The organism is Methanobrevibacter gottschalkii DSM 11977, from assembly GCF_003814835.1.
Taxonomy (GTDB): domain Archaea; phylum Methanobacteriota; class Methanobacteria; order Methanobacteriales; family Methanobacteriaceae; genus Methanocatella; species Methanocatella gottschalkii.
In genome coordinates this window covers 55,518-68,921 of the sequence record NZ_RKRG01000004.1, presented here as the reverse complement: position 1 = coordinate 68,921, position 13,404 = coordinate 55,518, and the positions used below count along the sequence as shown (strand labels likewise).

17 protein-coding genes are annotated in these 13,404 nt (G+C 30.9%); 13 read left to right on the top strand and 4 right to left on the bottom strand.

What is annotated here, in order from left to right; genetic code table 11:
* Nucleotides 1-18: 18 nt before the first annotated feature.
* Nucleotides 19-1,593 (bottom strand): phosphoglycerate dehydrogenase, encoded by a 1,575-nt coding sequence (gene serA / locus EDC42_RS08685; RefSeq protein ID WP_069573414.1) that lies wholly within the window; start codon nucleotides 1,591-1,593, stop codon nucleotides 19-21.
* Between the two features lie 203 nt (nucleotides 1,594-1,796).
* Here serA and EDC42_RS08680 point away from each other — a divergent pair, with 203 nt between their 5' ends.
* Together EDC42_RS08680 and EDC42_RS08675 are read left to right on the top strand one after the other, a co-directional pair.
* Nucleotides 1,797-2,135, top strand: coding sequence for a heavy metal-binding domain-containing protein (locus tag EDC42_RS08680; RefSeq protein ID WP_069573422.1), 339 nt, complete (start codon nucleotides 1,797-1,799; stop codon nucleotides 2,133-2,135).
* 107 nt (nucleotides 2,136-2,242) lie between these two features.
* Nucleotides 2,243-2,938, top strand: a complete 696-nt coding sequence (locus tag EDC42_RS08675; protein WP_069573524.1) for an aldo-keto reductase family protein — start codon at nucleotides 2,243-2,245, stop codon at nucleotides 2,936-2,938.
* Here EDC42_RS08675 and EDC42_RS08670 read toward each other — a convergent pair.
* Both EDC42_RS08670 and EDC42_RS08665 read right to left on the bottom strand, forming a co-directional pair.
* Nucleotides 2,935-3,321 carry a hypothetical protein gene (locus EDC42_RS08670; RefSeq protein WP_069573430.1) on the bottom strand — a complete coding sequence of 129 codons (387 nt, stop codon included), beginning with the start codon at nucleotides 3,319-3,321 and terminating at the stop codon, nucleotides 2,935-2,937. The two genes, EDC42_RS08675 and EDC42_RS08670, sit on opposite strands and share 4 nt — an antisense overlap.
* Before the next feature lie 9 nt (nucleotides 3,322-3,330).
* Entirely contained in the window at nucleotides 3,331-4,263 is a 933-nt protein-coding gene (locus EDC42_RS08665) for a transcriptional regulator (RefSeq protein WP_069573437.1), read from the bottom strand.
* A 59-nt stretch (nucleotides 4,264-4,322) separates the two neighbouring features.
* Here EDC42_RS08665 and EDC42_RS08660 point away from each other — a divergent pair, with 59 nt between their 5' ends.
* From EDC42_RS08660 to EDC42_RS08620, 9 genes are all read left to right on the top strand, one after another.
* A complete protein-coding gene (locus tag EDC42_RS08660; protein ID WP_069573441.1) occupies nucleotides 4,323-5,591 on the top strand; it encodes a tRNA(Ile)(2)-agmatinylcytidine synthase in 1,269 nt (422 codons plus the stop codon).
* A gap of 198 nt (nucleotides 5,592-5,789) precedes the next feature.
* Nucleotides 5,790-6,686, top strand: a complete 897-nt coding sequence (locus EDC42_RS08655; protein WP_245988593.1) for a DUF3100 domain-containing protein — start codon at nucleotides 5,790-5,792, stop codon at nucleotides 6,684-6,686.
* Nucleotides 6,687-7,175 carry a hypothetical protein gene (locus EDC42_RS08650; protein WP_069573446.1) on the top strand — a complete coding sequence of 163 codons (489 nt, stop codon included), beginning with the start codon at nucleotides 6,687-6,689 and terminating at the stop codon, nucleotides 7,173-7,175.
* Between the two features lie 108 nt (nucleotides 7,176-7,283).
* Nucleotides 7,284-8,690 (top strand): MmgE/PrpD family protein, encoded by a 1,407-nt coding sequence (locus tag EDC42_RS08645; protein WP_069573449.1) that lies wholly within the window; start codon nucleotides 7,284-7,286, stop codon nucleotides 8,688-8,690.
* Nucleotides 8,691-8,695: 5 nt separating this feature from the next.
* Nucleotides 8,696-9,598, top strand: coding sequence for a peptidase (locus tag EDC42_RS08640; protein WP_069573454.1), 903 nt, complete (start codon nucleotides 8,696-8,698; stop codon nucleotides 9,596-9,598).
* Between the two features lie 4 nt (nucleotides 9,599-9,602).
* A complete protein-coding gene (locus tag EDC42_RS08635; RefSeq protein WP_069573458.1) occupies nucleotides 9,603-10,475 on the top strand; it encodes a fumarate hydratase in 873 nt (290 codons plus the stop codon).
* Nucleotides 10,476-10,528: 53 nt separating this feature from the next.
* The gene (locus EDC42_RS08630; protein ID WP_069573462.1) at nucleotides 10,529-11,332 is read left to right on the top strand and encodes a citryl-CoA lyase; all 804 of its coding nucleotides are present in this window, start codon (nucleotides 10,529-10,531) and stop codon (nucleotides 11,330-11,332) included.
* Nucleotide 11,333: 1 nt separating this feature from the next.
* Nucleotides 11,334-11,843 carry a nitroreductase family protein gene (locus EDC42_RS08625; protein WP_069573466.1) on the top strand — a complete coding sequence of 170 codons (510 nt, stop codon included), beginning with the start codon at nucleotides 11,334-11,336 and terminating at the stop codon, nucleotides 11,841-11,843.
* Between the two features lies 1 nt (nucleotide 11,844).
* A complete protein-coding gene (locus EDC42_RS08620) occupies nucleotides 11,845-12,183 on the top strand; it encodes a hypothetical protein (protein WP_069573469.1) in 339 nt (112 codons plus the stop codon).
* Here EDC42_RS08620 and EDC42_RS08615 read toward each other — a convergent pair.
* Nucleotides 12,173-12,502: a hypothetical protein gene (locus tag EDC42_RS08615; RefSeq protein WP_069573474.1), complete on the bottom strand. Its 330-nt coding sequence runs from the start codon at nucleotides 12,500-12,502 to the stop codon at nucleotides 12,173-12,175. The two genes, EDC42_RS08620 and EDC42_RS08615, sit on opposite strands and share 11 nt — an antisense overlap.
* 63 nt (nucleotides 12,503-12,565) lie before the next feature.
* Between EDC42_RS08615 and EDC42_RS08610 the strand changes: the two genes are divergently transcribed.
* Nucleotides 12,566-12,916 (top strand): hypothetical protein, encoded by a 351-nt coding sequence (locus tag EDC42_RS08610; RefSeq protein WP_069573479.1) that lies wholly within the window; start codon nucleotides 12,566-12,568, stop codon nucleotides 12,914-12,916.
* Between the two features lie 164 nt (nucleotides 12,917-13,080).
* Complete coding sequence (locus tag EDC42_RS08605; RefSeq protein ID WP_069573483.1) at nucleotides 13,081-13,395, top strand: V-type ATP synthase subunit H; 315 nt, start codon at nucleotides 13,081-13,083, stop codon at nucleotides 13,393-13,395.
* Nucleotides 13,396-13,404: the final 9 nt, after the last annotated feature.

Sequence of the window (13,404 nt, the reverse complement as noted above, 5' to 3'; positions counted from 1 at the left end):
CATGGTGAAAATTGTTTTTTATAATTCAATTCCAGTAGCTTCATAAACATTATCTAAAGCTTGGATTTCACTAATTACTTCTTTTGGCACTTCTTTATCTAAAGTTAGAACCATAATTGCTCTTCCACCTTTTTCATCTCTTCCAACTTGCATAATTCCAATGTTTACATTATGCTCGCCTAATTTAGTACCAATTTTACCAATACTTCCAGGAACATCTTCATATTTAGCAATGAACATGTGTCCTTTAGGAATAACATCAACCCAATAATCGTTTACTTTTAAAATTCTGGATTCATGTAATTGGGTTCCTTCAGCCGTGAAGGTTTCATTTTCACTTTTAGCAATAACTTTAATTAAGGATTCATATCCTTTTGAATTATTTTTTCTACCTTCAGTAATGCTGATTCCTCTATCTTTAGCAACTAATGCAGCATTAACTGCGTTTACTGGTGAACTTAAGAATGGATTTACAGCACCTTGAATGACAGTTCTGGATAATATTTCGAGGTTATCAATTTCGGAAAGTTCTCCGCTGTAAATAATTTCAATTTCTTTGAGTTTGCCATTAATTCCTTGAGAAACAAAACAACCTAATTTTTCACATAATTCCATGTATGGAGATAATTCATTGTAAGTATTTTTATCGATACGTGGAAGGTTCAATACATTTTTAGGAGTATTTCCATTTGCTAAATCTATAATTTCATCAGCTACAATAATGGCAGCATCTCTTTGAGCTTCTTTAGTTGAAGCTGCTATGTGGGGTGTTAAAACAATATTGTCAAGTTCAAATAATTTTGAATCTTCAGCAGGAGGTTCTTCTTCATACACGTCAAGTGCAGCACCACCAATTTTATCATTAACCAATGCATCATATAATGCTTTTTCATCAATGATTCCACCACGAGCACAATTTACGATAAATGCAGTATCTTTCATTATTTCGAATTGTTCTGTGGAAATTGAGTGTTTAGTTTCAGGTGTAAGGGGTACATGGATTGTAATGAAATCTGCATTTTTAAGAACAGTTTCTAAATCAGTTAAATCCACACACATTTGTTTTGCAACTTCTTCTGGTAAATATGGATCGTATGCCATTGCATCCATTCCAAACGCTTTACATCTATTTACTACTTGAGATCCAATTCTTCCCATTCCTATTACACCAAGGGTTTTGTTTCTAAGTTCCACACCCATGAATTTTTTCTTTTCCCATTTTCCTTCTTTAACAGATTTATCTGCTATAGAAATTTTACGTGCCATACTTAAAATTAATCCCATTGTGTGTTCAGCTACAGTAACTGAAGTTGATTCTGGGGAATTTACAACCATGATTCCTTTTTCAGTTGCAGCATTAAGGTCTATATTGTCTACTCCGACACCTGCTCTTGCAATAATTTGTAAATTGTCTGCTTTTTCAATAATGTCTGCAGTTAATTTTGTACGGCTTCTTACTACAATTCCATTGTATTCATGGATGGTATCTGCTAATTCATCAGGAGTAATGCTGGTGTTAACAACAACATCAGCTACTTCTTTTAAATTTTCAATACCCTTTTCGTTAATAGCATCAGCAATAAGTACTTTCATTTTTTCACCATAATATTTAATTTTAAATGATTTAATAATAGATATATATTTTATATTATTTAAAATGTTTTAATTTTAATGTATTTTATCCATTAATCAATTATTTTTAAAAATAAATGTTATTTTTATCTTATTTTTCGGTAATTTGTTTTTTTATAAAAAATTATATATGTCTTGAAATTAATTATTACATGGTGATAATTATGGTTAGTATGGAAGAATTCCCAATATCAAGTGCAAATTTTATTTCAGGATATAAGATTGTTGAAAATAAAGGATTTGTATATGGTTTAACTGTACGTGCAAGAGGTATTGGTGGAGACATTGGTGCTGGTCTTAAAGGACTTTTGGGTGGAGAAATTAAACAATATGTTACTATGATGGAAGATTCAAGAGAAGAATCTATTCAAAGATGTATTGAACATGCAAAAGAATTGGGTGCAAATGCAATTATTTCTGTAAGAATGGACTCTGATAGTATTTCTCAAAACATGCAAGAAGTTTTAACTTATGGAACTGCAGTTATAATTGAAAAAGAATAGTGTTTTTAATGTTTTTTGATGATTTAACATTTAAAGAAAAAATAATTCCAAAAACAATTCTTGGATACTCTCCATTTGTTGCTGAACCATTTTTGGGGCATCGCTCCATGTTATATAAAAGGGATTTGTATGATAATCCACAAGCTATTGCAGATGTTATTGTAGAATCATATAATCAGGGAGTTAGGGCTATTAATCTTTTTAATGATTCCCAATTACTTAAAGCATATGATATTGCATGCGATCAGGGTTGCAATATGAAGGTAATAGCTACTATTGGTAAAACTGAAGTTGATTATTTAAATCCAAATTATGAAATTGCAAAAGAAACCGATTGGGATGATGATATTGAGTTATTTAATAGCTATGATTGTCCATTAATGTTAGTTGATGAGTTTATTGTCGATGCTTATGACTGGAGATTAACTTCAAAGATATTGGATTGCATTAATGATACAGATTCTCTTTCAGGATTAATCACGGCATTTCCACTTAGGACAACTAATTTAATTCCTGAAAATTTAAATATGGATTTATTTGATTTTTATATGGTTCCTTTCAATGCTATTTCTTATATGATGGATATAACTGCTTTTAATGCATCTCAAAGGGAAGAATTCAAACAAAAATTAACTAGTTTAAATAAAAAAGTAATTGCTTCTAGGATTTTTGCATGTGGCATTCTAAAACCGAAAGAAGCATTTGAATTCTATAAAAAAATAGATTACATTGATTTAATTTCAATTGGTGTGGCTAAAGTCGAAGAAGCTCGTGAAGATTTTACTCTTCTAAAAGAATATTAAAAATTAACAACTTCATATTCTTCAAACGGGACGAGATTTTTTTCTTCAAGAGAATTATTCAAATCTGCTAAACCGTTAATTAAATCTTTTATATTTTTATTGGATGGTTTTTTACCAGTGATTTGCAGGTATTGTCTTGGTGAAATTTCACAAAGTTCACAATCAAAATTACAGCATCTGTTTTTTTCTTCACAACCATATCCCTCTTGAGATTCATCAGTTCCGATTACAATATCATCTAATATTTTTGAAACTCTGTCATCTGATGCAAACATAGCTATTTTTTGAGTTTTACCACAGATTCCAATAGCTGTTTGTCCTTTAAAGTTGCAAATCCATTTGATTGGGTGGTTTTCCATTTTTGTAATTTGTAAATTTTCCATAAGATCACACTAATTTTCTTTTCTTTCTCTAATCATCTTTAATAATTCTTTTGAATTTTCAAACTCTTTTAACTCCCAAGATTTGATAACTGGGATTTTACCAATAGATTCTTTAATTTTATCGTTATTTATTATAAAAACAGGTTCTGATGTTGTAACCAGTGATAAGTCTTTTAGAGGAATAGCCATTCTTTTCAAGGTTTTTTCAGTTCTGTTTTTTTCAACATTTGCCATTAATGGTGAATGTTTGTCTGAAGTTTTCATTTTTGCAACAGCATCGAAGGGGCTTTTGTTAGTTGATAGAACACCATAACCTAATTTGGATAAGTCTTTAACATCATCACTATATTCAATTTTATCTTTTTGAGGTTGTTTTAACAAATCAATGTCAAGGGTAACTTTTGTATTTAATATTTCTTCTAAAATCATTGCAGTTTCAGTATTTGCACGGACAATGCCGTTTTCATATTTATACATTGTTGCGCGGGATACATGTGCAAGGTTTGCTAAATCCTTAAGTGACATTGAATATTCTTCACGGTACTGTTTTATAACATTACCATCAATTTTAACAAAATAACCTCCGCGATCAGCTAATATTTCAGGATATTCATTGTATAAAATCATATTTTTAAAAGTTTCAAATCCAATTGTTGGAATGTCATATCTTTCATAGATTACTCCTTCTTCAAGGATACCATTTCTTGATTTTTCTCCGATAATTATCGGGGAAGCAAGGAATATATTTGCTAATTGATTCATTTCATGAGCATTCTGTTCATTAATGCTGTCAATATTTAAAAATGTTTTTAAAAGTAAAATTAACAAGTTTTTTCTCGCTACAATATCAAATGAACCGTGTTCATAGATATCTGAGGTTTTAAAACCTTGGGATTTTAATAATTTTTCAGTTTGTTGTAACAAGTTTCCTCGAGTTAACATAGTGATTCCCCTAATTAAACTATATATTGTTTTAACTCTAATATATTTGTATATTTAAGGTGATTATAATTAATATTTTACATATTGGAATAGATGATACTGATTCTCCTGATGGAATGTGTACTACATACTTAGCAAGCCAGATTATTAATAAATTTGAAGAAAATGGAATCAATTTAGTGGATTATCCACGTTTGATAAGATTAAATCCTTTTGCTCGTTTTAAAACTCGTGGAAATGGTGGGGTTAGTTTTAGGATTCCAAAGGATGATAATGTGGATTTAGCTAAAAAGATTGTTCTGGAAGAAGTTGAAAAATTATCCATGTTTGACTGTGATAATACAAATCCTGGTGTGATTTTCTATGATGGAGAAATTACAGAAGAGATGGAGAATTATGCTTTTAGAGCAATTTATAAGTTCATCACTATTGAAGAAGCTGAAAAGCTTGCAAAATCTGTTGGCTGTGAAATTCACAAATTCAAAAAAGGAAGAGGAATCATCGGATCTGTTGCAGCTATCAGTTTACCGTTGAAAGATTATACTTTTGAACTGTTAACTTATCGTGCATCTGAGAATTATGGAACTAAAAGACAAATTGATTATGATTCTGTTTATAAAATGGATAAAGAAACCTTTCCCGATACTTTTGAAAATATTGATTATTCTGAGGAGTATATTGCAATTGAACCTAAAACACCATGCCCTGTGTTATATGGTATCAGATCAAATAATGTTGAGTCCCTTAAAATCGCAAAAGATATTGTTCAAGTTTCAGAACCTATTGCTGATTGGTGTATTTTTAAAACAAATCAGCATACTGATATGCACATTCAAAAAGTTAGTAACATTTCCTCTATGGAACAATTTGGATGTTATGAGATTATTGGAGAAGTTAAAAACAAACCTAAGATTATTGATGGAGGGCATATGTTTTTCTATATCTCTGATGATTCTGGTGAGATTGAGTGTGGTGCATATGAACCAACTAAAAATTTTAGAAAATTAATTTCACATTTGCGTCCGGGGGATATTATAAAGGTCTTTGGTGGGATTGGCGAACAAAATACATTTAATATTGAGAAATTTCAAGTTGTTAAATTAAATGATACTGAATATAAAAATCCAATTTGTGAATGTGGTAAAAGAATGACTTCTGCTGGTAAAAATAAGGGATTCAAATGTAAAAAATGTGGCAATAAAATTCAATCAGATAAAAAAGTTCCTATTAAGGTAACTCGTTTTTTAAAAAATGCTCAATTTTATGAAACACCTGTTTCTGCAAGGAGACACTTATCAAAACCAATCTGTAGAATGTATTTAGATTAAATTATATTTATTGGGTTAGTTATACTTAATATAACTAATTATAATCTATTTTGTATTGTTCACTTTTTATGAAATAAGTTGTTATTTTTCATTATTTTTATTCTAGTTTTTAGAACTTTTAAGAACTATATCCTATCAATTTATATATGATAATTTTAAGAGTATAATTTAATAAATTATCATATTGTTTTTAAGGGGTTGTCAATAATATCAAAGAGAAATAATGATACGGAAGATATTAGGCATATTTATCGTGATAAAACTGATAGGCGTATTTTAAAAAAGAACCCATGGAAGGACTATGGATTGCACATTAGTGTACTTATTTTGGTTGTAATTGCAGAGCTTATTGGACCAATGAAGATTCCTGTAGCAAAAGGAGTCGAAATTTCAATAATGCCTTTGTTATACACAATGATTCTAGGTTTAATATTTTATTTAGCAAAACCAATTACTTGGATTCAAAGAAAGCAATCTAGAGTTGCTGAAGGAGCAATGATGCTATTTATTGGTGTTTTAATTGCAAAATTAGCAGTTTCTAGTGGCCAATCTATTCATTTAATTTTTGAAATGGGTCCGGCTTTAATGCTGCAGGAATTGGGGCATTTAGCTACAATTTTAATTGCACTTCCTATTGCATTATTGCTTGGATTTAAACGGGAAGCTATTGGTATGACTTCATCTATTGGTCGTGAACCTGAAGTTGCAGTTGTTGTTGACAAATATGGTTTTAATTCACCGGAATCAAGAGGTATTTTCGCACTTTTTATTGTTGGAACAATTATTGGGACAGTATTCATTAGTTTCTTAACTAGTATCTGTGTTTCAGTAATACCGCTACATCCATATGCATTCGCTATGGCCAGTGGTGTAGGCAGTGCAAGTATGAACGCTGCTTCACTAGCTCCGACTGTTGCGGCATTTCCACAATTAGCAACTCAAATTGAGGCATTTGCAGGATTCAGTAATTTGCTCTCTTTTTCCGTTGGTATTTATATTGTAATATTTGTTGCAATTCCTTTAACAGAAAAATTATATGGGATTTTAGAACCTAAAATTGGAAGAGACCCTATTGTAGATGAGGAGGAGGGGTAAATGGTTGATATTATTGATGGTTCAGAAAATATATCAGTTCATGGTATTTTAAACTGGGTTTTGCTTTTAACTATATTCTCAATCATTACTGTTGTTGGAAATTACATTGGTTATAAACATCCTATTGGCGATGCATTAATTGGCATGTTCTTATTATCATTAATTACGCTTATTGGTGTTTGGATGGAGAGATATTTGCCATTGGATATTTCTTCAATTATTTATATCAGTATAATTGGTATTGTCCTTGCATTTCCTGGAATGCCCACATCTAAGACTTTACTTTACTATGTTTCTCAAGTTGAATTAATATCCATTGTTACAGTATTTTTAGCATATGTGGGTATTGGTATGGGTAAAAGTTGGGATGAATTTAAAGCATTAGGTCCAAAGGCAGTTATTATTACAATTCTTGTTATTGCATCCACATATCTGGGTTTAGCATTGGTGGCACAAGTTATATTGATGTTGACTGGTGTTCAAATCTGAACTCTTTTTTGTCATGGAATGCCAAATTGGTAAGCTATTTTTCCATGTTAAAATCATAACTTACCTATTTTAATACTACTTTTTACATATATTTATGATAGGTGTTTTATGTTTTTACAAAATATTTCTAAATTTATATCGAACTATCGTTATGAACAGGCAACGGTGGAATCACTGACTACTGTAAAAGCTGCTTTTTTAGATTTTTTTGGAGTAACATATAGGGGAATGAGTGAAGAAGCGCCCTCAATTGCATTAAATACTATTGAAGAGATATTGCCAAAAAGGAATTCAAATCTTACTGCATCCATCATTGGCCAAAATTTCAAAACAGATATTTTAAGTGCTGCTTTTGTAAATGGTATTGCGGCACATGTATTGGAATTGGATGATGGTCATAGGGGGGCTCAACTTCATTTGGGTGCAGTAATATTCTCAACAGCTCTTGCAATTTCAGAAGCTTATGACTTAACCGGCAGGGAATTTTTGGAAGGTGTTATTGTAGGTTATGAAGTTGGAATTTTACTCGGTCAACTTGTAAATCCAAAACATAGAAATAAGGGATTTCATACAACTGGAACAATAGGAACATTCATTGCAGGGGTAGTTGCTTCTAAATTATTAAAACTTGATGAAAAACAGACTTTAAATGCATTAGGGTTATGTGGAACTCAGGCTGCTGGTCTTTTAGAATCTGATCATGGGGGATCCATGGGTAAAGTATTGCATGTTGGAAAAGCATCATATAATGGTATTTTATCAGCATTTCTTGCTAGAAATGGTTTTACTGGTAGTGGAACTATATTTGATGGAGATGAAGGTTTTTTAAAAACAATGGTTTTAGATAACACAAATCATGATATTGATGAGTTTTCTTTTGAAAATGCTCTCAAAAATATTGGAAAAGTAAGGGTTAGGGATATCTATTTTAAAAAATATCCATTCTGCAGACACTTGCATTCTTCAATAGATACAGCATTAAAGCTTAAAGCAAGTATTGGGGATGAATATAATCATATTCAAAATGTTGCAGTTAAAACATATGAAATTGCAGCAGAACACAACAATTTCCATCCTAAAAATTTGGAAGAATTAAAACAAAGCCTTCCATATGCTGTTGCTATTTCTCTTGTTGTCGGTGAAGTTAGTGTTGATAAAATTAATCAATTAATCGAATTTGGTCTTTTAGAAAATTATTCTACTGTTGATGATGTGAATGCTATTAAAAACATTGTAAATGGGATGATTATCTTATCAGATGATAAGTTAAATGAGTTATATCCTTCTAAAAGACCTTCAAATGTCATTATTAAATTAGATGATGTTTTCAGAAATGGAATTTTCCAAAATATCACATTCCTTCCAAAAGGTGATTTTGAAAATCCATTACAATTAAGAGAATTAATTGATAAATTTAAAGGTTTGAATCCTCATTATGATATTAAAAATCTAACAGTTATTGATTCTCTTGAAGATTATAATATGAAATATGTTGTTCGTAAATTGAAAGGGTAGATAATATGGAGAATACAAAAAAATTCCTCAAAAAAATTGGTATAAAGGAAGTTTACGATGACTTTAAATCAGATAAGCGTTTTGATGATGGGGGACAATATCGTTTTGAAGTTCCTGGAATTCAATCCCCAAAAACAATGGAGGCTCTTTTAACCGAATCAATCAAACAGGGCATTTTTATTCATAGGGTAACTCAAACTAAAGGAATCATGATGTTGACTGATGAAGAGATTGGTAAGATGATTGATTTAGCCATTGACTACGGATGTGAATTGTTCTTGGCAGTAGGTCCAAGAGCAACCTATGATACCTCAGCAACAGTCCATACTAAAGAGGGAAGCAGAATAGGATATCGTCTTAGAGGTTATGATAACCTAGTTTATGCAATTGAGGATGTAAAAAGAGCTTGCAGATTAGGTGTTCGCGGAATATTGCTGTATGATGAGGGACTGCTTTGGGCATTAAATCAAATGAGGGCAGAAGGTGAAATTCCAGAAAATGTTCATTTTAAATTATCTGCTCATGCAGGTCATTCAAATCCTGCTTCTGCTAAACTGCTTGAAGCTCAAGGGTTAAATTCACTTAATCCTGTAAGAGACTTGCAAATTTCAATGCTTGCAGCTATTAGATATGCCTGTAGTATGGCAATTGATCTGCATACTGAAAATCCAAAATCAACTGGAGGGTTTATTAGGCATTATGAAGTTCCAAAATTTATTAAAGTTGCATCTCCTGTTTATTTAAAAACTGGTGGTTCGGTTGCAGCAAATCATAACTGGGATACAACGGAAAAAGAAGCATTAGCTCGTATAAAACAAGTTTCACTTGTAAAAAGGATTATTGATGAATATTATCCGGATGCAATAGTATCTCCTGTGAAATCTAGTGATTTGTCTATTCCAGAGTGATTATATGGATATTTTGGAGGATATTTCAAAAACAATCATTGATGCATCAACAACTCTTTCCCAAGACAAATTCAATGCATTGAAAAGATCTATTGATGCAGAAGATAATGAAAATGCTAAATGGGCATTGGAACAAATTTTAGAGAATTATAAGGTAGCTCAAGATATTAAATTCCCTTTATGCGATGATACGGGCATTCCTCATGTAATTATTGAAATTGGTGAAGATAGAGAAATTTCAGGAGATCTGCTCAATCAGATTCATAAGGGAATAGAGTTAGGTTTAAATAATCTTCCAGCAAGACCAATGGCTGTAATTGGAGATGAAGTTCAAAGAATTGAACAAAGTAAAGGTTTATTTGAAAAACCTGGAATGCTTCGCCCAGTATCTATATTAATAGACACGGCAAATGATGAATCAACATATAAAAGGGACATATCTTCTGATACGTTAAATATTCATTTTTTACTTGAAGGCGGGGGTCCAGAAATTAGAGCTAACACATTTAGGGTGTATCATAAAAGATCTTTTGACAATGTAATTAATACCGCATGTGGCTGGCTTGAAGAATCTCTAAGAATGTTGGGTTGCACTCCATCAATCCCATCAATTGGTATCGGTAGAACACATTTTGAATCAACTTCTCTTCTTTTAAAATCCATTGCTTATGGGAATTTAGATAATCAAAGTGAACATGAACAAAAAATAACTCAAAGATTAAATGAAACTTGTATTGGGCCTATGGGGTTTGGCGGAAAAACCACGGTTTTGGGTACTTATCTAAATATTGGAAATCAGAGAGCAAGTGGTGTTAGAATAGTGTCTGTTAGGCCGTCTTGTTTTGTTGAGCCAAGAGTAGCAACATTAAAATTGTAATGTTTATATATTATTTAATAACTTAATATAATTGATAAAATAGGTAGCTTAAAATGCAGGAAAATAATTTTAAAATTGATAGGCATTCTTTAAAAACAGCGATTTCACGTGTTGAAACTGATAAAATCGTAACAAGAGGGTATAATCAAAGAGATTTAATTGAAAAAATAAGATACAGTGATATGGTTTTTTTACTTTTAAAAGGAAGATTGCCTTCCATTATTGAAGGAAAAATATTTAATCATGTTCTTGTTTCATTTTGTGATCATGGTGTGACTCCACCAAGTACTCAAACAGCGCGTATCGTTACCTCTTCAGGTTCGCCAGTCAACTCAGCAGTTGCCGGTGCATTATTGTCTTTTGGACATAAGCATGCCGGTGCTATTGAAAAAACAATGGATTTATATCAATCAAAAATCAATTCATTGTACTTAACTGATGATGCTGAAATTGATAACAAACAAATTGCTGGTTTAGCTATTGAAATTTATCAAGAATATATACTTAAAGATAAAAAAGTACCTGGTTTTGGTCATAGGTATCATAATATTGATCCAAGAGCAGATAAATTAATGGAAATTGTCATTAAAGAAGGTTTTATTGGACCTCATATAAAGTTAGCATTAGCTCTTGAAGATCTAATTTACCAAAAAAAGCAAATTCGTCTTAATGTGGACGGTGCAAATGCGGCTATTTTATCAGATTTAGGTTTCACTCCAGATTTGGGATTAGGAATATTTATAATTGGTAGAATTCCAGGAATTATTGCACACATTCATGAAGAAAAAATGAATGAAGATGAATTTAGAAGATTTTGCGATCTTGATGACGTAATATACCAACAAAGAGGTAAATAACATGGAATTTATAGATGTGATAAATGAAAGATACAGTGTCAGAGGATACTTAGACAAAGAAGTAGAACAAGAAAAACTAGAATTTGTATTAAAAGCAGCAACAATAGCTCCGACAGGAGTCAACAACCAACCTTTTAAAGTCTATGTCATTGATTCTAAAAAATATAAAGAGAAATTATCTAAAATTTATAAAGCTAAATGGTTTGTTGAAGCGCCATATGTATTGGCCGTTGTTGCATTAAGAAATGAAGCATGGGTAAGACCATGGGATTCTAAAAACATTGCAGATATTGATGCCACTATTGTAATGGACCACATGATTCTTGCAGCTACTGACGTAGGGCTTGGAACATGCTATGTCGGTGCATTTAAGAAAAATTATGCACACAAATTCTTGGGATTAAATGAAAATGAAGAAGTAGTGCTATTCACTCCTCTTGGGTATGGTAATGTTGAACCTCGTGAGACTCCAAGAAAGGATTTAAATGATTTTGTAGTATACAAAGATTAAAATGAAACTTTTTATATTGTCTGCTAACGATTCAAGAGATATGGATGACATATCTCAAAAATTATCTTTAAAAAAATTCAAAATTACTCAAACTGAGAACAATTATATTTTAATGTGTAAAAAAAGGTATGGGAATATTTTAATCCATGCAATCTGTTTAATAATTGCTCTTTCATATGTTTGGCCAGTTTTAATAGTAAATGTTATTTATTTTACTTATTCATATTTATGGGCTTCTCCAAATGTATTAATCACTACTGAGAGTCTAGATGATGAAGGTAATCCTTTGGAATTCAGCAGCATGGATGAAATATTAAAAAAAGCTACAGCTATCCTATAATTTCATCCACACTATATTCTTCTATTTTTCTTATAACTAATGGATTTTTAGCATTCACATATTCGGATTCTTCACCAATCTTTGCATCAATAAATATTTTATCAACACTTGGTTCAGAGAATAATGAGATGATATCAGATATAAATTCATCATAATCCTTTTGAATATTTTCGTCACTAAAACTTAATTGCGGGAGTTCTGATGTCCATAAATCACTTCCCGGTGAGAATCTTTTATTTACTATTTTTTCATCTTTTATTTCACTGTCTAATGTAAGTGAAAAATTATTGTTTAAAATTATCCAGACTGCTCGTTCCATATGTATTAATTTTATATGAAATGATATAAATATTATGAAATTAAAATAAAAAGTAGTGTTATCATGGCAAATATTAAAATGTTCAAATTACTAGGGGTATTAGTCTCTTTATTGTTAATCATATGGGGAATTCTTCCATTCTTAAGACATCAACCAATAACAACAGATGTCATTGCTACTGCAATCATATTGATTATGATAGCTGTTGCTTACATGATTATCATGTTCAATCCAAGTTGGACAAAGGCAGTTTTCTTCTTTGAAGGTATTATTATTGCTGTTGCAGGATATATGTTACTTGCATTTCCATATAACTTAGAGTTCGCATTAGTGGGTGTAATTATAATTGCAATTGCTATTCTTGCTTATTTACAGAAATTACCTCCTAAAATATTAAGATTGTTTTATAGATAATTAATTTATCTTTCATTCTTTTTTTTATCTATCTTTTATATATGAATTTATCATTTTGAATACTTTTTTTCTTTTATTTTTAATTTTAGCTATTATTTTAAATATTGAATAGTAAAAGATATATATATTGCACAACAAAATTAAATTCACCATGGTGATTAATTATGGCAGAGATATCAGACGCAATCGCAATGATAAAAAAAGCAGAATCTGATGCTGAACAACTTATTGCGGATTCACAAGCGCAATCAAAAGATATGATTGCTGATGCAAACTTAAAAGCTGAGGAATCCGTTTCAGAAGTTAAAATTTCAGCAGAAGAAGAAGCTCAAAAAACTGTTTTTGATGCAGAAGATAAAGCTAAAAAAGAAGCACAATCTATCTCTGAACAGTCCAAAGTTGAAGTTAAATCTTTAAAAGATAAAGCTATGGGCAATGTTGATGAAGCGGCTTCTATTATTGTCAAAAATATATTGTAGTGTGAGTTT